Below are 26232 nucleotides of genomic sequence, written 5' to 3' on the forward strand. Positions count from 1 at the left end.
CACAGTACGCAATGACATCAATCCGTAGCCGGTTGCCAGCTACCGATCATGTGCACGATACCTTCCTGGCCTTCGACACGAAACTCACCGTGGGAACCGGCGGCGCTGGCCGACAGCGTGACATCGGCGGGCAGGCGTACCGGCTTCTGGAACTGCACGCTGATCTGGACGTTCGAGGCGGGCAGGTGATCTTCCAGTGCTGCGAGCGCACGTGCCTTGAGCCACATGCCGTGGGCAATGGCGCGCGGGAAGCCGAATAGCTTGGCGCTGGCGGCGCTGAGGTGAATGGGGTTGTAGTCGCCAGACACCTTGGCGTACTCGCGGCCGATCTGTGCAGACGCCCGCCAGCGGTCCAGCTCGATGAGCGGTCGCAGGTACGCTTCGGGCATTGGAGCAGGCGCGTCCTCAAGATGAACGGCGGTGCACAGCAGGGTGCTTTCTTCTTCCCATAGCAGGCCCATTCCGTCCTCGGCCTGCGTGAGCAAGGTAAACGTCGCGCCTTTGGGGTGCGGGCGCAGGTCGGTGGCCTGCACGCTGATGTACAACTGGCTCACGCCGCCGAGCGGGCGAAGGGTGCGAATCTGATTGCCCAGATGAATGAGCCCCAGTAGCGGGAAGGGAAACTCCGGTGAGGTCATCAATTGCATCTGCAACGTAAAAGCCAGCGCATGCGGGTAAGTCGGCGGCAGCAGGCTGCTGTCTGCAAACCCACAGACCTTGCGGTACGCTTCAAGCTTGTCGTTATCGACCGCGATCCAGCTGCGCAACCCAAGATCGGGTAGCTGTGTGCCGGTTACCTTGCGCCTGAGCGCCGCCTGAATGAACAGGTTGGACAGCGGTTGCAGCGAATTGAGGTAGCGCCAATGAGCCGTCATCATCCATCTCCTTGAACTCAGTGCGGGACCTCAGGCCCCGATCACGTTTTGACCACATACGCGTAAAACCTGGCCACTGACGGCGCCGCTGCCCGGCTGGCTGAACCACGCCACCGCTTCTGCGACATCCTGTGGCGTACCGCCCTGGCCCAGCGAACTCATGCGCCGGCCCGCTTCACGCAAGGTGAACGGCATGTGGGCGGTCATTTTCGTTTCGATGAAACCCGGCGCAACAGCGTTGATGCTGATGCCGCGGGCCTTGAGCCCTGGCGCCATGGCCTTGGCAAAGCCGATCAGGCCGGCCTTGCTGGTGGTGTAGTTGGTTTGCCCGCGATTACCGGCGATGCCGCTGATCGAGGCCATGAGCACGATTCGGGCGTTGTCTTTCAGCGCGCCGCCATCAAGCAGCACCTGAGTGAGCACTTGCGGCGCGCCAAGGTTGACGGCCAGCACCGAGTCCCAGAAATCTTCCGGCATATTGGCCAGCGTCTTGTCGCGGGTGATGCCTGCGTTGTGCACCAGAATGTCGACGCCATCGGGCAGGTGTTCAAGCAGTTGCGCAGGTGCATCCGCCGCGCAGATATCCAGCGCCAGGGCCTGACCACCGAGCCGCGAGGCCAGTGCTTCCAGTTCTTTGCGGGTTTGCGGCACGTCCAGCAAAATGACCTGTGCGCCATCGCGGGTCAGGGTTTCGGCAATCGAGGCGCCGATGCCCCGCGCGGCACCGGTCACGACGGCTTTGCGCCCGGCCAGTGGGCGCGTCCAGTCCTGCACTTTGCTCGGGCAGGCGCTCAAATGGACAAACTGACCGGAGATGAATGCCGCCTTGGGGGTCAGGAAAAAGCGCAATGCGCCCTCCAGTTGGTCCTGCGCGTCTTCGTCCACCTGCAACAGCTTGACCGTCGCACCGTTGCGCACTTCCTTGGCCAGCGAGCGGCTGAAGCCCACGATGGCTTGCTGCGTGCTGGCCGCCAGCGGGTCGTCGAGCGTCTCCGGTGCGCGGCCAAGAATCACCACGTGTGCACAGTGGTCGAGGTTGCGCAGCAACGGTTGAAAGAAATCCCGGAGCTGTCTGAGCTGCTCGGTACGCAGAATCTGACTGGCGTCAAAGACCACTGCTTTCAGGCGCGGCCCCTGATTGGCGACCCAGGCGGTTGCGCCGGGCATCTCGCTGCCGAAGCTGTAAAGCGAGTCGGTCAGGCGGCTGGCGAACTGCCTGACCTGATCGCCCAGCGGCCCGGCGCTGATCAGCAGGGTGCCTTCGACCGGGCGCAAACGCCCGGCCTGCCAGCGCTCCAGGTGGGTGGGGGCGGGCAGACCGACGGCGTTCACCAGACGCCGACCCATGTCGGAATTGGCGAAATCAATATAGCGATCTGACGGCATGGAACACTCTCCTGAAGTCGGGGTTCAAAGGAATGGACCACGGTGGCATGACGTTTGTTCTTGCGATCGACACGGCTCATCCATTCGTATGCATAAAGGGAGTTTTCCATGACGCAACCTCGTCGGGTCGCCATCGTTGGCGGTAACCGCATTCCGTTCGCCCGCTCCAATGGCCCGTACGCCAATGCCAGCAATCAGGACATGCTCACCGCAGCACTTGAAGGTCTGATCGAGCGCTTCAACCTGCACGGGCTGCGCATGGGTGAAGTCGCGACGGGCGCGGTGCTCAAGCACTCCAGAGACTTCAACCTGACCCGCGAATGCGTGCTCGGCTCGCGGCTGTCCGCGCAGACTCCCGCTTACGACATTCAGCAGGCCTGCGGCACGGGGCTGGAAGCCGCATTGCTGGTGGCCAACAAGATCGCGCTAGGGCAGATCGAGTGCGGCATTGCCGGCGGCGTGGACACTACGTCGGATGCGCCAATCGGCGTCAATGAAGGTCTGCGCGCCATTCTGTTGCAGGTCAACCGCTGCAAGACCCCCGCTGACAAGTTCAAGGCGTTGCTGCAGTTGCGCCCGCATCACCTCAAGCCGGAGCTGCCGCGCAACGGTGAGCCGCGCACGGGGTTGTCGATGGGCCAGCATTGCGAACTGATGGCACAGACTTGGGGCATCGAGCGTTCAACGCAGGATCAACTGGCGCTGGAAAGCCATTTGAAAATGGCCGCCGCTTACGCCGAGGGCTGGCAGGATGATCTGATGACGCCGTACCTGGGGCTGATCCGCGACAACAACCTGCGCCCGGACCTGACGCTGGAGAAACTGGCCAGCCTCAAACCGGCCTTCGAGCGCAGCGCCAAAGGCACGTTGTCGGCAGGCAATTCGACACCGCTGACCGATGGTGCGTCGGTGGTGTTGCTGGCCAGTGAAGACTGGGCTCGCGAACGTGGTTTGCCGGTGCTGGCTTACTGGCGCGATGGCGAGGCAGCAGCGGTGGACTTCGTCAAAGGCACGGAAGGCTTGCTGATGGCGCCGGTCTACGCCGTTCCGCGTCTGCTGGCCCGCAACGGGCTTACGCTTCAGGATTTTGATTACTACGAAATCCACGAAGCGTTCGCCGCGCAAGTGCTGTGCACGCTCAAGGCCTGGGAAGACGCCGATTACTGCAAGACCCGCCTGGGGCTTGATGCGCCGCTTGGGTCGATTGACCGCAGCAAAATGAACGTCAAAGGCAGCTCACTGGCCGCGGGCCACCCGTTTGCTGCTACCGGAGGCCGCATCGTCGCCAACCTGGCCAAACTGCTGGCGGCGGCAGGCAGCGGACGTGGCCTGGTCTCGATCTGCGCAGCAGGCGGACAGGGCGTGACGGCGATTCTTGAGCGTTAGGCAAATGGCGGCGGTCATGGGCATAATCCGCTGCCAGCGCAGTCAAGATCGGACGCAGAGCTTCCAGGACGGCGCTACCACGGCCTTCGGCCAGAATCAAAAGCGGATTTTTTTGTAACGTCGAGGTAAAACATGGGGCTCATCATTGGGATATCGGTCCTTCTGATTCTGATCGGCACTGTGCTCTATCTGTTCGATAAAGGCGCGCGAACCCGCTGGTTGCGGCCTTACATTGGCCTGGCGCTGATCGGTTTGCTGATCTTCGGCATGGGGCTGCTGGTGGGGCTGGTTTCCGATGAGATCGAAGGTTATTTTGTGCTGGTTGCCAAATGGGTGATCGCCGTGACCGGTATCATGTTTTGCCTGCGGCTGATCATGCTGATCGCCAAACGCTTCATCGTCAGAAATTGAGCGCGCAACCCGCCCGTGCGTGACAGGACAACGTGGAAAATCATTTCAAATTTCTGACCTTGCCCAAGACCTCGGGCGAGGTCGCCAACGTCTTCATTCATGGCTACTCCTCAGGGCACGATCTGGATGACCGGCGCATGCTGGCCAGCAGCATTCCCGCAGCCTTGCGCCACAGCGTGAATATCCTCGCTTTCTGGCCGTCGAGCCATTTCACCCAGATGGATAACCGCTCCCGTGGCCTGCTGATGGCCGCCGCTCGTGTGCATCCGCTGGCCGGTGCGGCGGCGCTGGCGGGGGACCGTGTGGTTCATTTCGCGCGCATCCGCAATCGTGCCCGCGACATGGGCAAGGTGCTGCTGACGCAACTGGACCGCTACCTGTTCGAGCATCATCCGCAGGTAAAGCGCGTCAACCTGATCGGCCATTCACTGGGCGGTCGGCTGTTGGTCAGCGCACTCAAAAACGCCGAGCAACCCCTGGAACACGGCCTGGTCGTGGGTGATGTGCTGCTGATGGCCGCAGCGGTGCGCCTCGATGCCACCGAGGCCGAGCAGCTCAAACAAAGCATCAGCGGGCGGCTGATCAACGCTTATTCCAGCGAAGACCACGTGTTGCTGCTGAACCTGGGCGAGAAAAGCCTGGGGCGCACGCCGGTCGAGCATTTTGAAAATGTGCGCATGGCGGGGTATCGCCATCACCATTACTGGCGCCGTTTGCAGGAAGTGCTGATCGCGACCGGTTTCAGTGGGTGTGAAGGGTTGGAAACGGGTGTCGCGGTTTTGCCCGTGGCGACCCGCGACCCGATCTTGCAGGACGCATTGCTGCACGACGTGCTGGCGCGCTCGCCGGATCACTTGCTGGACGCAGCGATCAGGCATTTGCGCAGCAGCCGCTGGACCCGCCTGCACGATGCCGAAGCAGACCGTGCCTATGCATTCGTGCGCGAATTCCAACTGGTCGCCGGACATTTTCTGGTCAACGCCGCACGTCGTCGAGGCGTGCCCTATACCCGAGCGCTGGGCATGCTGGCGCGGCAATACGGCCTGGACGACGCGCTGCACCAGTGCGCCACGGTGGTCGAGGTGGAAGAACTGCTGCTCAGAACGTTCTTTCGCCATGCGTTCAACAGTGCGCACCCGCTGGTGCAGATGCCCCGCGCCAGTGTCAGAGCGATGAGTTGGGAGGTGTACGCCGCGCATGTCGATACGCTGGCCGAGCGCCTGACCGTTGCTGCGTTTTTCAAGCCGGCGCAGTCCGAAAAAGCCCCCGGCAGGCTCAAAGGGTTATTGGGTGCCATTCGCCAGGCGCCGGTGCAGCGCTTGCTGACGCATTTTGGTACGGCGCTCAGGCCAGGTTATTCGGCGTTGATCCCAACCGTGGCCATCGTCTTTTACGCGCGCGTCATGCTGGACGATGACGCGCTGATGTAAGCCGCGCTCAGGCGGCGCGAGCCTCTTCCAGTGCGGCTTGCGAGAGCTGCTGGCGATGACGACTGGCGTAGCTCTCGGCGATGATCGAACAGACGATCAACTGCATCGGGTGATAAATCATGATCGGCAGCAGAATCAGCCCCATCCCCGGATTGCTGCCGAAGATCAAGGCCGCCATCGGCGCGCCGGCCGCGAGGGACTTCTTGGTGGCGCAGAACACCGCAGCAACCTTGTCGGCGTGATCGAACTTGAGCGCCCGTGCGGTGCGGGTGGTCAGCAGCAGAATCAACGCCAGCAACAGCGCGGTGCCGATAAATGCGGTGAGGATCACGCTGTTGCCCTGGCTTTGCCACATGCCGGAGATCATCGAGTTGCAGAACGCCGCATAGACGAGCAGCAGAATCACCATTTTGTCGATCAGGTTGGTGTACTTCTTGTGTCGCGCAAAGAACTTGCCCAGCAGCGGACGCAACAGTTGGCCCAGCACCAGTGGCAGCAGCAACATGGCGCAGAGGTTCAGTAGCGTATCGCCCAGATCGATACCGCCTGCGCCAGTGCCGACCAGCAGGCTCACCAGCCACGGCGTGATGAAAATCCCGATGACGCTGGACATGCTGGCGTTGAGAATCGCCGCCGGAACGTTACCGCCCGCGCTTGCGGTCAGCGCCACCGAAGACGAAATGGTCGAGGGCAGGGCGCACAGATAGAAAAAGCCCAGCATCAGTAGCGCAGGCACATGCGAGCCCAGCAGCTTATTGCACGCCAGCCAGATCAGCGGGAACACGACGAAGGTGAACACCTGAATCATCACGTGCAGGCGCCAGTTGCTCAGGCCCTTTTTGATCTGCTCGCTGGACAGGTTGACCCCGTGCAGGAAGAACACCACGAACACGCCGATGTTAATGACGTATTCGGCATGCATGCTGCCGCCCGTGGCACCGAAGTGGGGGAGGAAGTAGGCAAGAACCGTCGCCAGGACCATGCCCCAGAGGAACCAGTCGGTGGCAACGCGCTTGAAGTGTTTGAGTGATTGCATGGCAGGCTCGGACAACTTTTTAATCAGGAATATCAGCAGGGTACTGTGCCCGATGGCCGTCTGGCGACACAAGGCCGTAGGGTAAGTCAGCGCCACTGTCGTTGTGCGTTCTGCACTGGAACAGGGCGTAAGTGTAACCAATCCCGCGCAGGCGGGTAGTTGCTGAGTTCGGGAGATTGCCCGATGGGGTTTCATGTTGTGGCCAAGTTGCGCCGGGAGTTAACAAGACGCCAGGTGCTGTCTTTTTCTGCGACTGTACATTTTGTCCCGGAATATCTTTCACCTGCCGTGCGGCACGAAAGGTGCTTTAAACCGGGGTGTTGCGTGGTTTTTGCTTAAAAACCTTTCAATCCACAAGGCCCTACCCCTACTCGCTGGCGGAGGATTGCCGTATAACGGCAACAATCGCGTATCTGGCAACAAAGGACCCTTAATAAAAGCTGATGAAAACTCCTAAACGCATTGAACCCCTGATCGAAGACGGTCTGGTCGACGAGGTGCTGCGCCCGCTCATGAGTGGTAAAGAGGCAGCTGTTTATGTGGTGCGCTGTGGCAATGAGCTGCGGTGTGCCAAGGTTTACAAGGAGGCCAACAAACGCAGTTTCCGTCAGGCGGCCGAGTATCAGGAAGGTCGCAAGGTACGCAACAGCCGACAGGCCCGGGCAATGGCCAAGGGCTCGAAGTTCGGGCGCAAGGAAACCGAAGACGCCTGGCAGAACGCTGAAGTGGCGGCGCTGTTTCGTCTGGCCAGTGCAGGTGTCCGGGTGCCCAAGCCGTACGACTTCCTGGAAGGCGTGCTGCTCATGGAACTGGTGGCCGACGAGTATGGCGATGCGGCGCCGCGTCTGAACGACGTGGTGCTGGAGCCGGACCAGGCGCGCGAGTATCACGCTTTCCTGATCGAGCAGATCGTGCTGATGCTGTGTGCCGGTCTGGTGCACGGTGACCTGTCCGAGTTCAATGTGCTGCTGGCGCCGTCTGGCCCGGTGATCATCGACCTGCCGCAAGCGGTCGATGCGGCGGGCAACAACCACGCATTCAGCATGCTGGAGCGCGACGTCGGCAACATGGCCCTGTACTTCGGTCGCTTTGCGCCGGAGCTCAGGAGCACCAAGTACGCCAAGGAGATGTGGTCGTACTACGAGGCTGGCACGCTGTCGCCCACCACGGTGCTGACCGGTGAGTTTGATGAGCCGGAGGACGAAGCCGATGTGGGCGGCGTACTGCGCGAGATCGAAGCCGCGCGTCTGGACGAAGCCCGCCGCCAGGCAGCCCGCGCCGCAGACGACGCACCTCCGGGCAAATCCGCCGAAGAACCGCCGCCGCCGTGGCTGCAGTAGAGTCTGACGCCAGGCAGTCCCACTGGAGCGTTCGCAACGATATTTCAACTATCGTGCGACGCTCCGCGTCGTCATGCCGTTCTGGACGCTCTGCGTCCTCTGTTGAGCGGCGGGAATACCTATGAACAACACCCACCCGACGCCAGGTCCTTGAGGATCGGGCAGTCGGGGCGGTCGTTGCCCTGGCAGTGTTCCACCAGTTCCTCAAGCGTGTCGCGCAGGCTGGCCAGCTCGTCGATTTTCTGGTTCAGCTGGACGATGTGCTGACGGGCCAGAGCCTTGACGTCGGCGCTGGCGCGTTGGCGGTCTTGCCAGAGGGTCAGCAGTTTGCTGACTTCTTCCAGCGAAAACCCCAGGTCCCGTGAGCGCTTGATGAACGCCAGGGTGTGCAGGTCTTCGGCGCCGTACAACCGATAACCGCTGTCGCTGCGATGCGCGGCTTTCAGCAGGCCGATGGACTCGTAATAGCGAATCATCTTCGCGCTCAAGCCGCTGCTCCTGGCTGCCTGGCCGATGTTCATGGTTTGTCCTCCAGATCACGCGGCTTCCAGGTTTTCAACAGCAGGGCGTTGCCCACCACGCTGACGCTGGACAGTGCCATGGCCGCGCCCGCCAGTACCGGGTTGAGATAGCCCAGCGCCGCAAGCGGGATGCCGATCAGGTTATAGACGAACGCCCAGAACAGGTTCTGGCGGATCTTCGCGTAGGTTCGTCGGCTGATGTCCAGAGCAGCGGGCACCAGTCGCGGGTCGCCGCGCATCAATGTAATGCCGGCGGCATGCATCGCGACATCAGTCCCGCCGCCCATCGCAATGCCCACGTCAGCCGCCGCCAGCGCCGGTGCATCGTTGATGCCGTCACCGACCATGGCCACCACATGGTTGCTTTTCAGCCGCATCACGGTATTGGCCTTGTCGGCAGGCAGCACCTCGGCGTGTACGTCGTGTATCCCCAGCGCCCTGGCAACCATCTGCGCGCTGCCGCGGTTATCGCCGGTCAGCAAATGGCTGGTGATGCCGCGCGCGTTCAGCGCCTTGATTGCCTGATCAGTGCCGGGCTTGAGCGTGTCCCCAAACGCAAACATGCCGATCACTTTCGGCTCCGGAGCCTGCTCGATCAGCCAGGACAGCGTGCGCCCGTCGGTTTCCCAGATGCGTGCGGATTCGGCCAGCTCGCCCATTGGCAGGCCGCTTTCGTCCAGCAAGCGCCGATTGCCCAGCGCCAGTTCGCGGCCCTGAACCGTGCCGGCGATCCCTCGGCCACTCAGGGCGTGGCTGTTTTCGACCGGGTCGAGTGTCAGTTGCCATTCATCGCAGACGTCCAGTACGGCCTTGGCTAACGGATGTTCGCTGCCGCATTGCAGTGCGCCCGCCAGTTGCAGCAAGTGCTCTTCATTGCCCAGCACGGCGCTCATGTTGGTGATGCGCGGGGTGCCGGACGTCAGCGTGCCGGTCTTGTCGAACACCACGGCGTCCACATCATGGGCGCGCTCCAGGGCTTCTGCGTCCTTGATCAGAATGCCGTAGCGCGCCGCCACTCCGGTTCCGGCCATGATTGCTGTCGGCGTCGCGAGGCCCAGCGAGCAGGGGCAGGCGATCACCAGCACCGCGACGGCGTTGATCAGTGCCACTTCCAGCGATGCACCGACCAGCAGCCAGCCCGCCAATGTGAAGAAGGCGATAACCAGCACGGTCGGCACAAACACCTGGCTGACTTTATCCACCAGTTTCTGGATCGGTGCCTTGCCTGCCTGTGCGTCTTCGACCAGACGAATGATGCGCGCCAGCACCGTTTCCGCACCCAGCGCGGCAGTACGAATCAGCAAGCGACCTTCGCCATTGATTGCACCGCCAGTGACCTTGTCACCCGGCTGTTTGGCCACCGGGAGACTTTCACCGGTAATCAACGCTTCGTCGGCGTGGCTGCGGCCCTCGAGCACTTCGCCGTCCACTGGAAAGCGTTCACCTGGCTTGACCAGCACCGCGTCGCCAAGCCGAAGCTCGCTGATCGCGACGTCTTGCTCAATGCCGTCAATCAGCCGCAGGGCGCGGTCCGGGCGCAATGCTTCCAGGGCGCGAATGGCGCTGGCGGTCTGGCGTTTGGCGCGGCTTTCCAGGTACTTGCCCAGCAGCACCAGGGCGATGACCACCGCCGATGCTTCAAAATACAGATGCGGCGTAGTGCCCGGTGCGGCATGCAGCCATTGATAGACGCTCAGGCCATAACCCGCGCTGGTGCCGATGGCGACCAGCAGGTCCATGTTACCTGCGCCCGCGCGCACTGCTTTCCATGCGGCCAGATAAAACCGCGCGCCCAGAATGAACTGCACCGGTGTCGCCAGTGCGAACTGCGCCCATGCGGGCAGCATCCAGTGCAAGCCCAGCGGCGTCAGGAGCATCGGCGCGATCAGTGGTAACGCCAGCGCAATGGCCAGCAGCAAGGCCCAGCGCTCGCGGTGCAGATGCTGGATTTTTTTCTCGGCGTCGGCCTGCCGGTCCTGAATCAGCGTTGCGCCATAGCCGGCGCGGGTGACGGCTGAAATCAGGGTGTGCGGATCGGTTTGCGGCGCAACGCTGACGTGCGCGCGTTCATTGGCGAGGTTGACCGTCACACTGTTGACCCCCGGCACTTTGGCCAGGGCACGCTCGACCCGACCTGCGCAACTGGCACAGGTCATACCGCTGATCGGCAGGTCGAAGGTGGTGATGTCTTGCATCTGTAACACTCCCTGAGACTGAATGCCTGCAAGGATCAACCTTGCCACATGGGCAAGGTCAAGCGCGAATCAATAGTTGAGGTCGGCTTTCTTGAGGTACAGCCCGTTCAGGTCGGTGGCGATGCGGTACTTGAGGATATCCCCGGCATGCAGCTGGATCTTGGTGTTGCGCGCAGCTTCCATCCCGCCCTCGCAGCCGCCCACGGTGCCGCGCAGTGTGGTCAGGCGCACGGACACTTCGCCGGGCGGCAGGTTGAAAGACACCGAGTCCTCCTGAAACAGCCTTCCGGCCAGGCGGTCCTGAACGTAGATGCCGATTTCGCAGGAGGTCGCCACTTCCAGCCGCTCTCGGGAAATAATCAGAATGCCGTAGTCCTGAGCAGCCTGAGTGGCCGGTGCGATAGCCAAGAAACCGAGAATGCTGAAGAGGCTCACTGCTGACCAGCGCATCGCTGATACTCCTGATGTAAACGTTGATGAGTCAGCTTGGCTCACGATCAGTCCGAATACCAGCCCGGCAGCGATAACAGAAACTTGACCTTGACATGATGGCAAGGTTGAAGATGAGCGCCATCCATCATTGAAGGAGTGACAACATGCAGTTATTCACTGTTCAAGGCATGACCTGCGGGCACTGTGTTCGCGCCGTGACCGAAGCGATCAAAAATGACGACCCTGCCGCCGAGGTACAGGTCGAACTGGCCAGTAAACAGGTGAAGGTACAGAGCTGCCTGTCGCCGGAGCAGATCATCGGGCTGATCGGCGAAGAGGGTTATCAGGCGCAATTGGCATGATTCAAAGCGGGGAAGTCAGTTGATTTCCCCATTCATGTATCCAAAGTCATGCTGAAAAATTTTGAATTAATTCTCCCGTCCGTCGTTCTCTTTCAGGTAAGCCGGTTAAACTTGCCCGTTGCTCTGTACCCGTTAATGGACACCCGATGAATCTACGAACGATCCTTATCCTCGGCTCACTGAGCGCTTTTGGCCCTCTGGCCATCGACTTTTATCTTCCCGGCTTTCCGGCCATGGCCTCGTATTTCGGCACCGATGAAAAACACGTGCAGTTGACCCTGGCCGCCTATTTTCTGGGGCTGTCGCTGGGGCAATTGGCTTACGGTCCAGTGGCTGACCGCTTTGGCCGGCGGATCCCGATGCTGGTCGGCGTGACGCTGTTCATGCTCGCATCAGTGGCTTGCGCCTTTGCGCCGAGCCTCGAATGGCTGATCGGTGCACGCTTCATTCAGGCGCTGGGAGGCTGTGCCGGGATGGTTCTGTCGCGGGCGATCGTCAGCGACAAGTGCAATGCGGTCGAGTCCGCCAAGGTCTTTTCGCAACTGATGCTGGTCATGGGGCTTGCGCCGATTCTGGCGCCGATGCTGGGCGGTGTACTGGTCAGCACCTTCGGCTGGCAATCGATCTTTGCCAGCCTCGCGCTGTTCAGTGCTGCCTGTCTGACTGCGGTTGCGCTGTGGCTGCCGGAAAGCATGCCGGCCAGCACGCCTCGCCAACCGTTGAACGGCGCGTTGCGCCAGTACGTCAATCTGCTGCAAGACCGCGTTTTCATCGGTCATGCCCTGACGGGCGGCATCGCGATGGCAGGTATGTTCGCTTACGTCGCCGGGTCGCCGTTCGTGTTCATCAAGCTGTACGGCGTGCCGGCCGAGCATTACGGCTGGCTGTTCGGGATGAATGCGGCGGGCTTCATTCTGGTTGCGCAGATCAACGCCCGTATTCTGCGCAAGACGGGCCCTGCGTTTTTGCTGTCACGCACGGTCTGGATCTACCTGGCGGCAGCGCTGGTTTTGCTCGCGATCACCGGGCTGCGTACCGAAGCACTGTGGCCGCTGCTGGTGCCGCTGTTCATTTGTGTGGCGAGCCTGGGTTGCATCATCCCCAATGCGTCTGCCTGTGCCATGAATGGCCAGTGGGCTCGCGCCGGCAGTGCGTCGGCTTTGTTGGGTTGCCTGCAATTCAGCGTCGCCGCCGTGGCGGCCAGTCTGGTCGGCGTGCTGCATGACGGCACCGCCACACCGATGGCGCTGGTGATCAGCCTGTGCGGCGTGCTGACCGTGAGCATTTCGGTGCTGACACGCCGTGCCCAGGCCAGGCGCGATGTTCTGGCCCAGACCGCCTGATCAGTTGCAGTGGTGGTGTCAGTGCAAAGTGCACTGACACCACAGCAGCGTTTCAGAACCCTTCAAGCACAACCTTGCCTTTGGCCTTGCCGCTTTCCAGCATGGCGTGAGCACGACGCAGGTTTTCGGCGTTGATGGTGCCGAAGTGTTCACCGAACGTGGTTTTCAGCGTACCGGCGTCAATCAGCTCGGCCACCCGGTTGAGCAGGTTGTGTTGTTCGATCATGTCCTCGGTTTCAAACATCGACCGCGTGTACATGAACTCCCAGTGCAGCGACAGGCTCTTGCGCTTGAGCTTTGACACGTCAAGCGCCTTCGGATCATCAATCAGGCCCAGCTTGCCTTGTGGCCTGAGCGCCTCGACCAATTGGTCCAGATGCTGCTCGGTCTGGGTCAGGCTGGCCACATGGGTCACCTGGTCAAGGCCGACGCGTTTGAGCTCTTCGCTCAACGGCTTGCTGTGGTCCAGTACCTCATGCGCGCCCAGTTCGCGAACCCAGCTTTCGGTTTCGGCTCGCGACGCGGTGCCGATGACTTTCAGCGAGGTCAGTTGTCGCGCCAGTTGCGTCAGGATCGACCCCACGCCACCGGCCGCGCCGACAATCAGCAGGCTTTGCGAACCTTCGCCTTTGCGCTGCGCAACCTGCAGGCGCTCGAACAACAGCTCCCAGGCCGTGATCGCGGTCAACGGCAGCGCCGCCGCATGAGCAAAACTCAGGGTCTTGGGCATGTGGCCGACGATGCGCTCGTCCACCACATGCAGCTCGCTGTTGCCACCCGGTCGGGTCAGCGACCCGGCATAGAACACCTTGTCGCCTGGCTTGAACAGTGTGACCTGACTGCCGACCGCTTTCACGACGCCCGCCACATCCCAGCCCAACACCTTGGCTGCGCCGTCTTCCGGCTGGACGTTCTGACGGATCTTGGTGTCCACCGGGTTGACGGAGATCGCCTTGACCTCGACCAGCAGATCACGAGCGCCAGCCACTGGATCGGGCAGTTCGATGTCCTGCAATGCCTGGGCGTCGCTGATCGGCAGAGACTGGTAGTACGCGATGGCTTTCATGTCAGTGACCTCAAAGGAAAATGATGGACGGATCATTGGCTATTTCCAGTAAAGATAAAACCCGCTAAAACGGCAGTCTCTTTCAATCTTATTTTGATAATACGAGGCGTTGATGCTGCGTTTTGATGACCTGCAGTTGTTCGTGCGTGCAGCAGACCTGGGCAGTCTTTCTGCCGCGGCGCGGGTGATGGACCTGTCGGCGGCCGTTGCCAGTGCGGCCCTCAAGCGTATCGAGCGGCAACTGGGCGCGCGCTTGCTGGCGCGTTCGACCCGCAGCCTGCGCCTGACCGCCGAAGGTGAAGGGTTTCTGGAATACGCGCGCGCGGCACTCGGCAGCCTGGAAGAAGGGCGGCGCCTGCTGGCCAGCAGTCAGGACCGTTGCGAGGGTGTGCTGCAACTCTCCGCACCGTCGGACTTTGGCCGCAACGTCCTTTTGCCCTGGCTGGACGAATTTCAGCAGCAACATCCGCAGTTGACCGTGCGTCTGTTGCTGGGCGACCGTATTGCCGATCTGTTCCGCCAGCCTGTCGATGTCGCGCTGCGTTACGGTGCGCCTGAGGACTCCAGCCTGGTTGCGCTGCCGGTGTTGCCTGACAACCGGCGGGTGCTCTGTGCAGCGCCGGGTTATCTGCAGCGTCATGGTGAGCCGCAGCAGGTCGAGCAACTGGTACACCATAACTGCCTGCTGTTCATGCTGGGTGATCGCATCCATGACCGCTGGACGCTGGAGGACGGCAAGCGCGAGATCAGCGTGACGGTCAGCGGCACCCGCGTCAGCGACGATGCTGATGTGGTGCGTCGTTGGGCCGTTGCAGGTGAAGGTGTCGCGTACAAGTCCTGGCTGGACGTTGCCGCCGATGTAAGGGCCGGGCACCTGAAAGTGTTAATGCCTGACCTGATGGGCGAGCGTGCACCACTGAACTTGCTGTGCGCGCACCGTGCTCAACTCAGCAAGCCCGTCATTCTGTTATTGGAAATGCTCAGGTCGCGTTGTAAGCAACATGTTGTAGGCCAGTCGCCTGTTGGTTTGTTGTAATGGCCGGCTTGAAGTAGGAAACGGCTTACGGAAGTGTCGGAAAATAAAGTATTTAAATTTACTTAAAAAATGAAAGATTCCGGTGCCAGAACAAAGTTGAAACTGACTGTTGTGAAGTGGTTTTGGCATTTTTGTCATAGGCATTGCGCTTGTCTTTTCGGGTCGTGCTTGGAGTGAGGGCTGAGAGCCCCATTCCAGAGCGGTTACAGCGTTATAACAGGATGCCCTTCAATCGGCCTGATCGCTACAGCGTCGGGCTATTTTCCCTGCCTGTGCGCGACAACAGTTTGTACGAAAAGTTTTTCACTTCCTTAGGCCAGAGGGCATAGAGTTTATACTTGTCATTTCAGATAAGAGCCGCGTTGAACTTTACGGCGGCGTGATCGCTTTCATTAAGTCATCGCGATAGATGAATGTTTCAACAGGGAGGGAACACATGGAATACGGACCTGGCATCAGCCAGATTGCGACATTGCTGGCCGACCCCAAGCGCAGCGCAATGCTCTGGGCACTGATGGACGGTACGGCTCGCCCTGCCGACGAGCTGGCCATTCTGGCGGGGGTTTCGGCAGCGTCTGCGGGCGCGCATCTGGCACGCCTTACCAGTGGTGGTCTGTTGAGGCAGGAGGCGCGAGGGCGCAAGCGTTTTTTTCGTCTGGCCGCGCCGGAGGTGGGCGCTGCGGTGGAAGCGCTGGCTTGTGCGTCGGTGGCCAGTGCTGATCAGATCAATCGTCGTTTTGCCCAACCCATGCCACTCTTGCCGCTACGTCGCGCGCGGGTCTGCTCCGATCATCTGGGGGGTGAAATAGCCGCCGAACTGTATCAGCGCCTGCTGGAGGCGGGCTGGATAGAACGGCATGAGAAGCGCATCGAGGTCACCAGCAGGGGAGTGGCCCTGTTTGCCGAGCGCGGCATCTACATACCTGCACTGGCGCAGCGCAAACGCGAAACGGTCTGCGCCTGCCCCAAATGGAACGACCGCAGCCCGCATTTGGGGGGCGCGCTGGGGGCAGGGCTGCTACAACTGTTCATCCAGATGGGCTGGCTGCGCACAACAGAAGAGTCCAGCACCCTGCAGGTTTCGTCCAGCGGGCAGCGGGAAATCAACAGCATCGCGGCGGCGGCCTGAGTCGCATCTGCACCGTAAAAGCGGACGCAGAGCGTGCAGAGCTGCACTCCCACGCGGTCAGCGCTACATGCAGGCCCGCTTTTGATTCTGGCCGAAGGCCGCGGGAGCAGACCGGGCGACGCTTCACTTGTCCGCTATCTCCTGTAGGAGCGGACTTGTCCGCGAACTGTCGGGAACCGGCAGCAAAACCAGCCGCCTCGGCGCACCAGATACAACCAAGGTGGCCTGTTTTGGGGCCGCTTCGCAGCCCTTCGCGGACAAGTCCGCTCCTACGCCATACGAGCAGAGGCTGTTTTCGGGGTTTTCAGGGCTTGACCAGTCGTGCATCCAGGCTGTTTTGCGCCAGGCGGCGTGCCTGATCTTCGGTCATGCCCAGGTGGGTGTGCAGCGCGTGGAAGTTTTCGGTCACGTAGCCGCCGAAGTAGGCCGGGTCGTCCGAGTTCACGGTGACTTTCACGCCGCGCTCGAGCATGTCGAGAATATTGTGCTGGGCCATGTCATCGAACACGCACAGTTTGGTGTTGGACAGCGGGCAGACGGTCAGCGGGATCTGTTCGTCGATGATGCGCTGCATCAGCCGCTCGTCTTCGATGGCGCGTACGCCGTGGTCGATGCGCTGGATTTTCAACAGATCCAGGGCTTCCCAGATGTATTCCGGCGGGCCTTCTTCGCCAGCGTGGGCGACGGTCAGGAAGCCTTCGTTGCGCGCACGGTCAAAGACGCGCTGGAATTTGCTCGGCGGATGGCCCATCTCGGAGCTGTCGAGGCCGACGGCGACGAACGCATCACGAAACGGCAGCGCCTGGTCGAGGGTCTTTTCGGCTTCGTCTTCGGACAGATGACGCAGAAAGCTCAGGATCAAACCACTGTCGACGCCCAGCTTCGACTTGCCGTCTTTCAAGGCCCCGGTAATCCCGGCCAGTACCACTTCAAAGGCAATGCCACGGTCGGTATGGGTTTGCGGGTCGAAGAACGGCTCGGTGTGGATAACGTTCTGTTCCTTGCAGCGCAGCAGGTACGCCCAGGTCAGGTCGTAGAAATCCTGCTCGGTGCGCAACACATCTGCGCCGCGGTAATACAGGTCGAGGAATTCCTGCAAATTATTGAAGGCATACGCCTTGCGCAGCGCTTCGACGTCATTCCACGGCAGGGCAATCCTGTTGCGTTCGGCCAGGGCGAACAGCAGCTCGGGTTCCAGCGAGCCTTCGAGGTGCAAGTGCAGTTCTGCCTTGGGCAGGGCGTTCAACCAGTCGTACATATTCTTTTCTCATCAGGTGCAGATCGCGTGCATTCTACAGATGCATGTCGCTGCGCAGGGTAAAACCTGACCGAGCGTTCAACTTGCCTCCTGTTCGCGACGGTAAGCGTAGGTGTCAGCGAAGCGTGACAGCAGAAATTCGGCACAGGTCGTGACAGGGTAGCGGGCCGGATGAGTTTCGCTCTGGCAACCGGGCAGGCATTCGATTCGGGTATCGGGATGCGGCTCGGCAAAAAACGGCATCGAGTAGCGATCAACGCCCAGCGGGCTGACGACCCGGTGCGGTGTGGAGAGGTAACGGTCATTGCTCCAGCGCGCCATCATGTCGCCAAGGTTGACCACGAAGGTGCCGTCTATCGGCGGCGCGTCGATCCATTCGCCGCGTACGTCGCGAACCTGCAAACCGCCCGCCGTGTCCTGATACAGCAACGTGATGCAGCCGTAGTCGGTGTGTGCGCCCGCGCCCTGTTGCTCGCTTGAAGTCGCCGTATGGCGCGGCGGGTAATGGATCATGCGCAGCACGCTGACCGGGTCTTGGAAGCGCTGATCGAAGAAGTCACGCTCGATGCCCAATGCCAGGGTCATGGCGCGCAGCAGGGTTTGCGCCAGAGCCTGCATGTCCAGGTAATGCTGCTCCATCAGGTCTTTCCAGCCGGGAATTGCCGGGTGCCGGTTGGGGCCGCGTAACGGTTTGCCGGCCAGCACGTCGGGATGATTGGTATCCAGGTGCAGGCCCATGTCGAAGGTTTCTTTCAGGTCGCTCGGCAGGCCAGGGTCCAGTTGCTCGGTGGCAATGGCGCCGTAGCCGCGATGGTGCGTGCTTTGCGTGATGTCGATGCGCAGTTTTTCGGCAGCATCGCGGGCGAAGAAGTCTTTGGCTGCCGATTGCACCTGTTCGATGCGCTCGGCAGTGATCGGGTGGCCCTTGATGTAGAAAAAGCCCCATTCCCGACAGGCGCTGTCTATCTGCGTGGCGACAGCCTGCCAGGCTTGGGTGTCAGTGCCGTAAAGCGGGCTGATGTCGATGATGGGAAGCTGGTCCATTAACCGGTCCTGGAAATCATTGTGGTGTAGCGTGTCGATGAGCGTGCCCGCCGAAACGGGCACGTGACGCCAGGCGGTTATTTAGGCAGTTCGGCCTTGATGCCTTCGACGTAGTAGTTCATCGATGCCAGCTCGGCATTGGTCGCGACCACGCCGTCAGCAATTTTGATCGTACCGTTCTGGTCCTTGATCGGGCCGGTGAACGGGTGGAACTCGCCGCTTTCGATGCTGGCGATGAGCTTCTGCGCTTCGGCTTTCACGTCAGCAGGCACCACGTCGCTGATCGGCAGTTCGACCGTGCCTTCTTTCAGGCCGCCCCAATAATCCTGCGGCTTCCAGGTGCCGGCAATCACGCCCTCGGCGGCCTGAATGTAATGCGGGCCCCAGTTGTTGACGATGGAGGCCAGCACCGCTTTGGGCCCGAAGTGCGCCATGTCTGAAGCGTAGCCCACGGCATACACGCCACGACGCTCGGCGGTCTGGATCGGTGCCGGGCTGTCGGTGTGCTGGAACACCACGTCCACACCCTGATCGATCAGGGCGTTGGCGGCATCGGCTTCCTTGCCCGGATCGAACCAGGAGTTGACCCACACCACTTTGATCTCGGTGCCGGGGTTGTATTTGTTCAGCGCCAGCTGGATGGCGTCGATGTCGCGCAGCACTTCAGGGATCGGGAAGGAGGCGACGTAACCGATCTTCTTGGTCTTGGTCATCTTCGCCGCGATGTAACCACTGACGTAGCGGCCTTCATACGTGCGGGCCAGATAGGTGCCCATGTTCTTGTCCTGCTTGTAGCCCGTCGCGTGTTCGAATTTCACTTTGGGGAATTGCTTGGCAACTTTCAGGGTCGGGTTCATGTAACCGAAGGAGGTGCTGAAAATCAGGTCATAGCCGCCCTTGGCCATGTTGCGAATCACCCGCTCGGCGTCTGCACCTTCCGGGACGTTTTCCACGTAGCTGCTGCTGACTTTGTCACCCAGCGCCGCGACCATCGCCTTGCGGCCCTGCTCGTGCTGATAGGTCCAGCCGTGGTCGCCGATGGGGCCGATATAGACGAATCCGACTTTCAACGGATCGGCTGCCGAGGCGAGCAGGCTGGAGCCGATGCCGACGACAGCGGCCATGGCGCACAGCAGTTTTTTCAGAGGACGACGTGGGTTGGTCAGGTGCATCGGGTCTAGCTCCTTACGGTCTTGTTGGAGTGCATACCCCGACAATGCAAATAACTGACCAACAGGACAACTATGCTGCCCGCGCGCCTTTGATTCTGCCCAAAGGGCGTTGGAGCGGACTTGTCCGAAAACAATGCTGATCGCCGCCCCGGTCGCTCCAACGGCCTTCGGCCAGAATCAAGGGCAACGCGAGTGCAGCGCGACGGTGCAGCTGTGAGCGCCAGCGCTGTCAACTGGTGCAGCGGGTGCTGCGTTCGACAATGCACATCGGCGTGCCGGCCACCGGCTCGCGCATGATCTGCACGTGCACGTCGAACACCTGACACACCAGCTCGGCGGTCAGCACATCACCCGGCGCGCCGCAGGTCACCAGACGTCCGCCCTGCATCACCGCCAGATGGTCGGCGTAGCGGCAGGCCTGATTGATGTCATGGAGCACGGTAATCACGGTTTTGCCTTCAGCGCTAAGCTCGCGCATCAGGTCCAGCAGTTCGACCTGATGGCTGATGTCCAGGTAGGTGGTCGGTTCATCGAGCAAAACGATGGCTGCGTCCTGCGCGAGAATCATCGCCAGCCAGGCGCGCTGCCGCTGCCCTCCGGACAAATCGGACAGCGGGCGTTCGGCCAGGGTAGCCAGTTCCATGCGCTGCAACGCCTGATCGACACTGTGCTGATCGGCCCCGCTCAAACGCCCCCACAAGCTGTTGTGCGGGCTGCGGCCGTAAGCCACCAGTTGGCGCACGTTGACGCCTTCGGGAATCGGCAGCACTTGCGGCAAAAACGCCACCTTGCAGGCCAGCTCCCTGGCCGACAGCTGGCTGTAGCCTTTACCGTCCAGGCTCAGGCTGCCCGACTGCGGGGTGAGGATCCGCGCGAACGCCTTGATCAGCGTGGATTTGCCGCAGCCGTTGGGGCCGATCAGCGCCGTGACCTGCCCTGCGGGCGGGCTGAATGACAGGTCCTGCACGATCCGCGTTGCGCCGTAGCCGATGTCGAGGTGCTGCGCCTTCAGAATGCTCATGGGTCAACCTTTGAATCGGGCCAGCAGCCAGAGAAAATACGGAGCGCCGATCACGGCGGTGAGAATCCCGGCAGGGATCTCGCTGGGCGCGATCAGCGTGCGGCCCAGCGTATCGGCCAGCACCAGCAATAGCGCGCCCAGCACCATCGACGCGGGCAGCAGGTATTGATGATGACCGCCAACCAGACGGCGAGCCATGTGCGGTGCGACCAGCCCGACAAAACTCACCGGCCCGATAATGCCCACGCCCAGGCTGGTCAGCAGCACGGCACTGCCCATCGCCAGCCAGCGAATACGTTTCAGGCTTGTGCCCAGGCTCTGTGCTGCCTCATCGCCAAGGCCGATCAGGTTCAGTGGTTTGGCCAGCAGCATACTGAGCGGGATCAGCAGCAAAAGCGGTGTGGCCAGCAAGACGTGGTGCCAGTTGCGGCTCCACAAACTGCCGGTCAAGGCCAGCAGCGCGGTGTTGATGTCCAGTGGATTGGACAGGATCAGGAACTCGGTGATGCTCGACAGCGTGACCGCAATCGCCACCCCGGACAGCGCAAAACGCACCCCGGAAAACTGCACGCCGGTGTTGTACAAAGCCAGCAGCAATGCGCCCGCCGCACCGCCCAGACATGCCACAAACGGCAGCGCAGCCACGGGCAATTGCGGCAGGCCGATAATGGCGATGGTCAGCGCCAGCCCTGCGCCCTGGGTCACACCCAGGATTTCCGGCGAGGCCAGCGGGTTGCGAATCACGCCTTGCACGATGGCGCCCGCCAGGCCGAGCGCACAGCCGGTCATGATCGCGATCAGGCCGCGTGGCAGGCGATGATTCCATACTTCAAAGTCTTTGCTGTCGTGAGCAATCAAGTGATCAAGCACCGCGCCAGGCTTAAGCCACACGGTACCCGCGCTGAGGCTCAACAACAGCGCCAGTGCCAGCAACATGATCAGCAATAACAGCCGGGAACGAGGCTGGTTCATAGCGCACGCCTCGCCAGAAACAGAAAGAACGGCGCGCCGATCAACGCCGTCACCACGCCAGCCGGTGTTTCAACGGGGAACGCCACGGCGCGGCTGATCAGGTCGGAAGCCAATACAATGGCCGCGCCCAGACCGGCACTGATCGGGACCAGCCAGCGGTAGTCATTGCCCAGCCATTGGCGAGCGATGTTTGGTGCGATCAGGCCGACAAAGGCAATCGGCCCGACTGCACAGACGCTGGCACCGACCAGCAGCAGGCTGACCACAAACACCAACAGCCGCAGGGCGCCGATACGCACGCCCAGCGAACGGGCGGCGTCTTCACCCAGGTTGATCAGGTTCAGACGTGGCGCACAGGCAATCGCCAACACCAGGCCGATCAGTGTGCAGGGCCAGAGCAGTTGCAGTTGCTCGGCACCGACATTGGCCAGTGAGCCGGCCAGCCAGTTGAGGACACTCTGCGCCTGGGCTTCGACCAGAATCACCGTGAGGCGAGTCAATGCTGCGCACAGCGCCGCAACGGCGACACCCGCCAGCACCAGTCGCCCTCGCGCGGTGGTCGGCGACCATGCGCCACCGAGGCTGAACACGGTAATCCACGCCAGTGCGCCGCCGATGCAGGTCATCAACAGTGCGCCACCGGCAAAGGGCAGCGCGACCAGCCCGGTGGAAAACAGCGCCAGACCCAACGCCGCGCCTGCCGTGACGCCAAACAAGGACGGCGAGGCCAGACGGTTGCGCGTGATGCCTTGCATCAACGCCCCGGCGACACCGAGGCACGCGCCCACCAATGCTGCGCACAAGGCACGCGGCACCCGCAGTTGCGCGACGATATACGCGATATTGCCACCCTCGCGACCCTGCGTGAACAGCCCGTTCCAGGCATCTATCTGGCGAATGCTGAACGACGACAAGGCGAACAGCGACACCCAGAACAGTCCCAGGCAGGTCGCGGCAATCACGCCCGCCATCAGCCAGCGGCGCATTTAAGGGTTCAGCACGGCCTTGCCGCCCTTGAGTACGGCAAGCGCATCGTCAGCGATCTGCTCGGACGCCATGATTCCGCGATTGCGCGCCCAGCTGTCACCGTCGACTTCGGCCACCTGTTTATTACGTACAGCGCCGAGCACCTGCCACAGCGGCTGCTTGCTCCAGGTGTCGACAATGCTCGGGCGACGATAATGGCCGACCAGCAACCAGTTGGGGTCCAGGGCGAGCAGTTGCTCCAGGCTGACGAACTCGGTGGGCGCGGCGTTGTTGCGCACTTCCGGTACTTGCAAACCGATGGCTTGCAGCACGCTGCCTGCGTAGGAGTGCGGGCCGTGGACCGAGAAACTGTCTTCACGGGCAACGCCGAACAGCACGTTGCTGTCGGCAGGAATCTGCTCGGCAACGTTTTTCAGGTGCTGACGGTTTTCTGCGATTCGCGCTTGCATCTCCGGGCCTTTGCCCAGCGCCATGCCGATCAGCCCGGCAGATTTCAGGCTGCCCTGATAGTCCTCGCCGCGTGACGGCAACATCAGCGTCGGAGCCAGGCTGGCCAGGTCGTTATAAAGAGCCTGATGACGACCGAGGTCAGCGATGATCAGGTCCGGCTTGAGCCGTGCGATCACTTCAATATTGGGTTGCGAGCGCAGCCCCACCGACTGCCATTCACCCACGGCCTTGCGCACCTTGGGCAGCACACGACTGGCGTCGCCATCATCTGCGGCGCCGACCGGTGTCACGCCAACCGAAGCAAGCCCGTCGAGAAACGAAAATTCCAGTACCACCACGCGCTTGGGGGTGTCTGGCAGATGGACCTTGTGCTGGCCGTCATCGATGTCGATGGGCGCAGCCTGAGCGGCGCTCGCCAGCAGCGTGAGCAGGCCGCAAGCCAATAAATGCGGAAGTCGAAAAGCACGCACGGCGAATGTCCTTTCTAAACAGAAGCTGAATCGTGAAAAACAGACGCACCAGAAAAGGCGCGAAGAAAACGGCGGGCACTATTTCACATCGTGACGGCGGGATCAAAAGTCATTTACGCGTGGGTGCAGTTCTCATTCAGGTCATTTGTTGAAACCTTTTGTCACACACCGCACTCTCAACCGCTTCAATGACAGGCACGGTCATGAGCATCCGCGACGATGTGTCGCAAGGTTTTGGAGGAAGTTATGGGCGCATTGCTCAAGCAAGAAAAGTTTCTGCTGCTGGCAATCATCGCCATGTTTGTCGCCTATCCGCTGGAGCATGTGTTGCTGGGCAACGGCCAGGTCGTCGCACTGGTCTCCGGGCTGGCGCTGGTCGGCTTCATCGTCTGCGCGTCGATGCGCGTTGCCCACCACGCCGAGATGCTCGCGGAAAAGGTCGGTGACCCCTACGGCACGATGATCCTCACGCTCTCGGCGGTGCTGGTCGAAGTGGTGATCCTGGCGATCATGATGAGCAACGAGCCATCGCCGACGCTGGTGCGTGACACGATTTACTCGGCGGTAATGCTCGACATCAACGGCATCCTCGGCCTGGCCGCGCTGATGGGCGGCATCAAGCACGGCGAGCAGTCGTACAACGATGATTCGGCACGGACCTACAGCGTGATGATCCTCACCGCGATGGGCGTGTCGATGGTGGTGCCCGAGTTCATTCCCAAGGGTGACTGGAAGATCTATTCGGCGTTCACCATCGGCGCAATGATTCTGCTCTACACCTTGTTCCTGCGTATGCAGGTCGGCCCGCACAGCTACTTTTTCAGCTACAGCTACCCGGAAAAGAAAAAACGTCAGGGCTCGGATCAGACTGAAGAACATGCCGAGCCAGTCAACCTGACCCGCTCCATTGCCACGTTGATCACCGGCGTCGTGGTAATCGGCGCGCTGGCCGAGGTGATGTCCAAGACCGTTGATCTGGGGCTGGAGGGCACGGGCGCGCCACCGGTCATGACCGCTATTCTGGTCGCCGCCATTTCTGCTGCGCCGGAGATTCTGACCGCCTTGCGCGCAGCACTCGCCAACCGCATGCAGTCGGTGGTCAATATCGCGTTGGGTGCGTCGCTCTCCACCGTGATCCTGACCGTTCCGGTCATGGAAGCGATGGCGCTTTACAGTGGCCAGCCGTTCCAGATGGCCATGACCCCGGTGCAGACCGTGATGATTTTCATCACCCTGCTGGTGTCCGCCATCAACCTTAATGACGGCGAAACCAACGCCATCGAAGGCATGACCCACTTCGTGCTGTTCGCGACGTTTATCATGCTGTCGTGTCTGGGGCTTTGAGGTTTCAGGTGAAATTCTGAACGCACAAATCCGGCTCACTCCTACAAAGATCTATGTCTAGCCGTCTAATGCGGCTCTTAGCCCCGTTTTTCGGGCTTGTCGGGACTTGCTTATAACGATGAGCGCGGAGCATGGGCATGGCACGTTCAACTCTCGCTGCGCACTGTCAGCCCTGAATCAACTCTCGCGCAGCCTGGCTGTGGTCGGCAATCAGCTGCTTGATATCCAGGCCTTCAACCTGTCCGTCAATCACTCGCCACTGACCGCCAACCATCACTCGATCGGCACGGTCTGCCCCGCACAGCAACAGCGCTGAAAGCGGATCGTGGCTGCCGGAGAAGCGCAGTTCATCGAGTTTGAAAAATGCCAGATCAGCCTGTTTGCCCACCGCCAGTTCACCTATATCAGTGCGGCCCAACAACTGCGCCGAGCCTTTGGTCGCCCAGCCAAGCACCAACTGCGGGGTGATTTTTTCCGCGCCGTAGCGCAGGCGTTGCAGGTACAGCGCCTGGCGGGTTTCGAGGATCATGTTCGAGGCATCATTGGACGCCGAGCCGTCCACGCCGAGGCCAAGCGGCGCGCCTGCAGCAATCAGGTCCAGGGTCGGGCAAATGCCAGAGGCCAGGCGCATGTTCGAGCTGGGGCAGTGACAGACGCCGGTGCCCGCAGCGCCGAGGCGGGCGATTTCATCAGGGTTGAAGTGGATACCATGGGCCAGCCAGGTGCGCGGGCCGAGCCAGCCGACGCTGTCCAGGTAATCCACGGTACGCAGGCCGAAGCGTTGCAGGCAGAAGTCCTCTTCATCGAGGGTTTCGGCCAAATGAGTGTGCAGGCGCACGTCGAGTTTTTCTGCCAGGGCTGCGCTCTCGGCCATGATCTGCGGTGTGACCGAGAAGGGCGAGCAGGGCGCCAGCGCGATTTGAATCTGCGCCCCGTCGCCGCGCTCGTGATACGTCTCGATCAGGCGCTGGCTGTCGGCCAGAATCACCTCGCCCTGTTGCACGGTTTGCTGGGGTGGCAAACCTCCATCGGCTTCGCCAAGGCTCATCGAACCGCGCGTCAGCATCGCGCGCATGCCCAGTTCGCGCACGCTTTGCACCTGAACATCGATGGCGTGTTCCAGCCCGTCGGGGAACAGGTAGTGGTGGTCGGCAGCCGTCGTGCAGCCCGACAGCAGCAACTCAGCCAACGCAACCTTGCTGGCCACGGCCAGTTTTTCCGGCGTCAGGCGCGCCCAGACCGGATACAGCGTCTTGAGCCACGGGAACAAAGGCTGATTGACCACCGGCGCCCAGGCGCGGGTCAGGGTTTGATAGAAATGGTGATGGGTGTTGATCAAGCCTGGCAGCAACACATGCTCGCGAGCATCGAACGACTGTGTGCAGGGCAATGAAGGTTGCTGCCCGGCAGCCAGCAGTTCGGTGATGACGCCATCTTCGATGACCAGACCGCCACGGGCGTCCAGGTCATTGGCGGTAAATAAAGCAAGAGGGTTTTTCAACCAGATACGGGTCGCAGGCACGGGCCGGCTCCTCTGAAAGACAGGTTCAGGGTTAGCCAGCTCAG

Annotated in this window: 24 protein-coding genes; 9 read left to right on the forward strand and 15 right to left on the reverse strand. The window is 61.3% G+C overall.

Annotation, left to right across the window (positions count from 1 at the left end; genetic code table 11):
• Positions 1–17: 17 nt before the first annotated feature.
• Entirely contained in the window at positions 18–875 is an 858-nt protein-coding gene (locus QRN38_RS25315) for a MaoC family dehydratase (protein ID WP_057417911.1), read from the reverse strand.
• Positions 876–905: 30 nt separating this feature from the next.
• Entirely contained in the window at positions 906–2261 is a 1356-nt protein-coding gene (locus tag QRN38_RS25320; RefSeq protein ID WP_005770094.1) for a 3-oxoacyl-ACP reductase, read from the reverse strand.
• 108 nt (positions 2262–2369) lie between these two features.
• Between QRN38_RS25320 and QRN38_RS25325 the strand changes: the two genes are divergently transcribed.
• The 3 genes from QRN38_RS25325 to QRN38_RS25335 all read left to right on the forward strand — a co-directional run bounded on the left by QRN38_RS25325 (position 2370) and on the right by QRN38_RS25335 (position 5488).
• Positions 2370–3647 (forward strand): acetyl-CoA C-acetyltransferase, encoded by a 1278-nt coding sequence (locus QRN38_RS25325; RefSeq protein ID WP_057417910.1) that lies wholly within the window; start codon positions 2370–2372, stop codon positions 3645–3647.
• A gap of 132 nt (positions 3648–3779) precedes the next feature.
• Positions 3780–4058, forward strand: a complete 279-nt coding sequence (locus QRN38_RS25330) for a hypothetical protein (RefSeq protein WP_005614458.1) — start codon at positions 3780–3782, stop codon at positions 4056–4058.
• A 32-nt stretch (positions 4059–4090) separates the two neighbouring features.
• Positions 4091–5488 carry a DUF726 domain-containing protein gene (locus QRN38_RS25335; protein ID WP_044391333.1) on the forward strand — a complete coding sequence of 466 codons (1398 nt, stop codon included), beginning with the start codon at positions 4091–4093 and terminating at the stop codon, positions 5486–5488.
• 7 nt (positions 5489–5495) lie between these two features.
• On the opposite strand, the gene QRN38_RS25340 is transcribed toward QRN38_RS25335, so the two are convergent.
• Positions 5496–6596, reverse strand: coding sequence for a bile acid:sodium symporter family protein (locus QRN38_RS25340; RefSeq protein ID WP_057417918.1), 1101 nt, complete (start codon positions 6594–6596; stop codon positions 5496–5498).
• A 371-nt stretch (positions 6597–6967) separates the two neighbouring features.
• On the opposite strand from QRN38_RS25340, the gene QRN38_RS25345 reads away from it, so the two are divergent.
• On the forward strand, positions 6968–7864 hold the full coding sequence (locus QRN38_RS25345) for a PA4780 family RIO1-like protein kinase (RefSeq protein WP_005770085.1): 897 nt from the start codon (positions 6968–6970) through the stop codon (positions 7862–7864).
• A gap of 119 nt (positions 7865–7983) precedes the next feature.
• Here the strand turns inward: QRN38_RS25345 and cueR are convergent, their stop codons facing one another.
• From cueR to QRN38_RS25360, 3 genes are all read right to left on the reverse strand, one after another.
• Positions 7984–8385: a Cu(I)-responsive transcriptional regulator gene (cueR, locus tag QRN38_RS25350; RefSeq protein ID WP_024666459.1), complete on the reverse strand. Its 402-nt coding sequence runs from the start codon at positions 8383–8385 to the stop codon at positions 7984–7986.
• Positions 8382–10580 carry a heavy metal translocating P-type ATPase gene (locus QRN38_RS25355; RefSeq protein ID WP_057417909.1) on the reverse strand — a complete coding sequence of 733 codons (2199 nt, stop codon included), beginning with the start codon at positions 10578–10580 and terminating at the stop codon, positions 8382–8384. Before QRN38_RS25355 ends, cueR begins: the two co-directional genes overlap by 4 nt.
• A gap of 69 nt (positions 10581–10649) precedes the next feature.
• Complete coding sequence (locus tag QRN38_RS25360) at positions 10650–11030, reverse strand: hypothetical protein (protein WP_005770079.1); 381 nt, start codon at positions 11028–11030, stop codon at positions 10650–10652.
• 146 nt (positions 11031–11176) lie between these two features.
• On the opposite strand from QRN38_RS25360, the gene QRN38_RS25365 reads away from it, so the two are divergent.
• Together QRN38_RS25365 and QRN38_RS25370 are read left to right on the forward strand one after the other, a co-directional pair.
• Positions 11177–11374: a heavy-metal-associated domain-containing protein gene (locus QRN38_RS25365; protein WP_024666461.1), complete on the forward strand. Its 198-nt coding sequence runs from the start codon at positions 11177–11179 to the stop codon at positions 11372–11374.
• 146 nt (positions 11375–11520) lie between these two features.
• Positions 11521–12717 (forward strand): multidrug effflux MFS transporter, encoded by a 1197-nt coding sequence (locus tag QRN38_RS25370; RefSeq protein ID WP_005770075.1) that lies wholly within the window; start codon positions 11521–11523, stop codon positions 12715–12717.
• Between the two features lie 52 nt (positions 12718–12769).
• Here QRN38_RS25370 and QRN38_RS25375 read toward each other — a convergent pair whose 3' ends face one another.
• The gene (locus QRN38_RS25375; protein WP_057417917.1) at positions 12770–13783 is read right to left on the reverse strand and encodes a zinc-binding alcohol dehydrogenase family protein; all 1014 of its coding nucleotides are present in this window, start codon (positions 13781–13783) and stop codon (positions 12770–12772) included.
• A gap of 112 nt (positions 13784–13895) precedes the next feature.
• Here QRN38_RS25375 and vimR point away from each other — a divergent pair, with 112 nt between their 5' ends.
• Complete coding sequence (gene vimR, locus QRN38_RS25380) at positions 13896–14819, forward strand: transcription regulator VimR (protein ID WP_005770071.1); 924 nt, start codon at positions 13896–13898, stop codon at positions 14817–14819.
• A 436-nt stretch (positions 14820–15255) separates the two neighbouring features.
• The gene (locus tag QRN38_RS25385) at positions 15256–15948 is read left to right on the forward strand and encodes an ArsR/SmtB family transcription factor (RefSeq protein ID WP_005770069.1); all 693 of its coding nucleotides are present in this window, start codon (positions 15256–15258) and stop codon (positions 15946–15948) included.
• 304 nt (positions 15949–16252) lie between these two features.
• On the opposite strand, the gene QRN38_RS25390 is transcribed toward QRN38_RS25385, so the two are convergent.
• From QRN38_RS25390 to QRN38_RS25420, 7 genes are all read right to left on the reverse strand, one after another.
• A complete protein-coding gene (locus QRN38_RS25390) occupies positions 16253–17206 on the reverse strand; it encodes an adenosine deaminase (protein WP_005614495.1) in 954 nt (317 codons plus the stop codon).
• Positions 17207–17284: 78 nt separating this feature from the next.
• A complete protein-coding gene (locus QRN38_RS25395; RefSeq protein WP_011103268.1) occupies positions 17285–18250 on the reverse strand; it encodes a 2-oxoglutarate and iron-dependent oxygenase domain-containing protein in 966 nt (321 codons plus the stop codon).
• Positions 18251–18327: 77 nt separating this feature from the next.
• Positions 18328–19422, reverse strand: coding sequence for a BMP family ABC transporter substrate-binding protein (locus tag QRN38_RS25400; RefSeq protein WP_005614499.1), 1095 nt, complete (start codon positions 19420–19422; stop codon positions 18328–18330).
• Positions 19423–19651: 229 nt separating this feature from the next.
• Positions 19652–20443, reverse strand: a complete 792-nt coding sequence (fecE, locus tag QRN38_RS25405; RefSeq protein WP_057417908.1) for a Fe(3+) dicitrate ABC transporter ATP-binding protein FecE — start codon at positions 20441–20443, stop codon at positions 19652–19654.
• A 3-nt stretch (positions 20444–20446) separates the two neighbouring features.
• Entirely contained in the window at positions 20447–21415 is a 969-nt protein-coding gene (locus tag QRN38_RS25410) for an iron chelate uptake ABC transporter family permease subunit (RefSeq protein WP_007245537.1), read from the reverse strand.
• On the reverse strand, positions 21412–22401 hold the full coding sequence (gene fecC, locus QRN38_RS25415; RefSeq protein WP_057417907.1) for an iron-dicitrate ABC transporter permease FecC: 990 nt from the start codon (positions 22399–22401) through the stop codon (positions 21412–21414). Before fecC ends, QRN38_RS25410 begins: the two co-directional genes overlap by 4 nt.
• On the reverse strand, positions 22402–23322 hold the full coding sequence (locus tag QRN38_RS25420) for a Fe(3+) dicitrate ABC transporter substrate-binding protein FecB (protein ID WP_057417906.1): 921 nt from the start codon (positions 23320–23322) through the stop codon (positions 22402–22404).
• A gap of 246 nt (positions 23323–23568) precedes the next feature.
• Between QRN38_RS25420 and QRN38_RS25425 the strand changes: the two genes are divergently transcribed.
• The gene (locus tag QRN38_RS25425) at positions 23569–24666 is read left to right on the forward strand and encodes a calcium:cation antiporter (RefSeq protein ID WP_007245540.1); all 1098 of its coding nucleotides are present in this window, start codon (positions 23569–23571) and stop codon (positions 24664–24666) included.
• A 166-nt stretch (positions 24667–24832) separates the two neighbouring features.
• Here the strand turns inward: QRN38_RS25425 and QRN38_RS25430 are convergent, their stop codons facing one another.
• Positions 24833–26188, reverse strand: a complete 1356-nt coding sequence (locus QRN38_RS25430) for an 8-oxoguanine deaminase (protein WP_057417905.1) — start codon at positions 26186–26188, stop codon at positions 24833–24835.
• Positions 26189–26232: the final 44 nt, after the last annotated feature.

This window comes from Pseudomonas sp. CFBP2511 (genome assembly GCF_030209255.1).
In the GTDB taxonomy this organism is placed as follows: Bacteria; Pseudomonadota; Gammaproteobacteria; order Pseudomonadales; family Pseudomonadaceae; genus Aquipseudomonas; species Aquipseudomonas avellanae.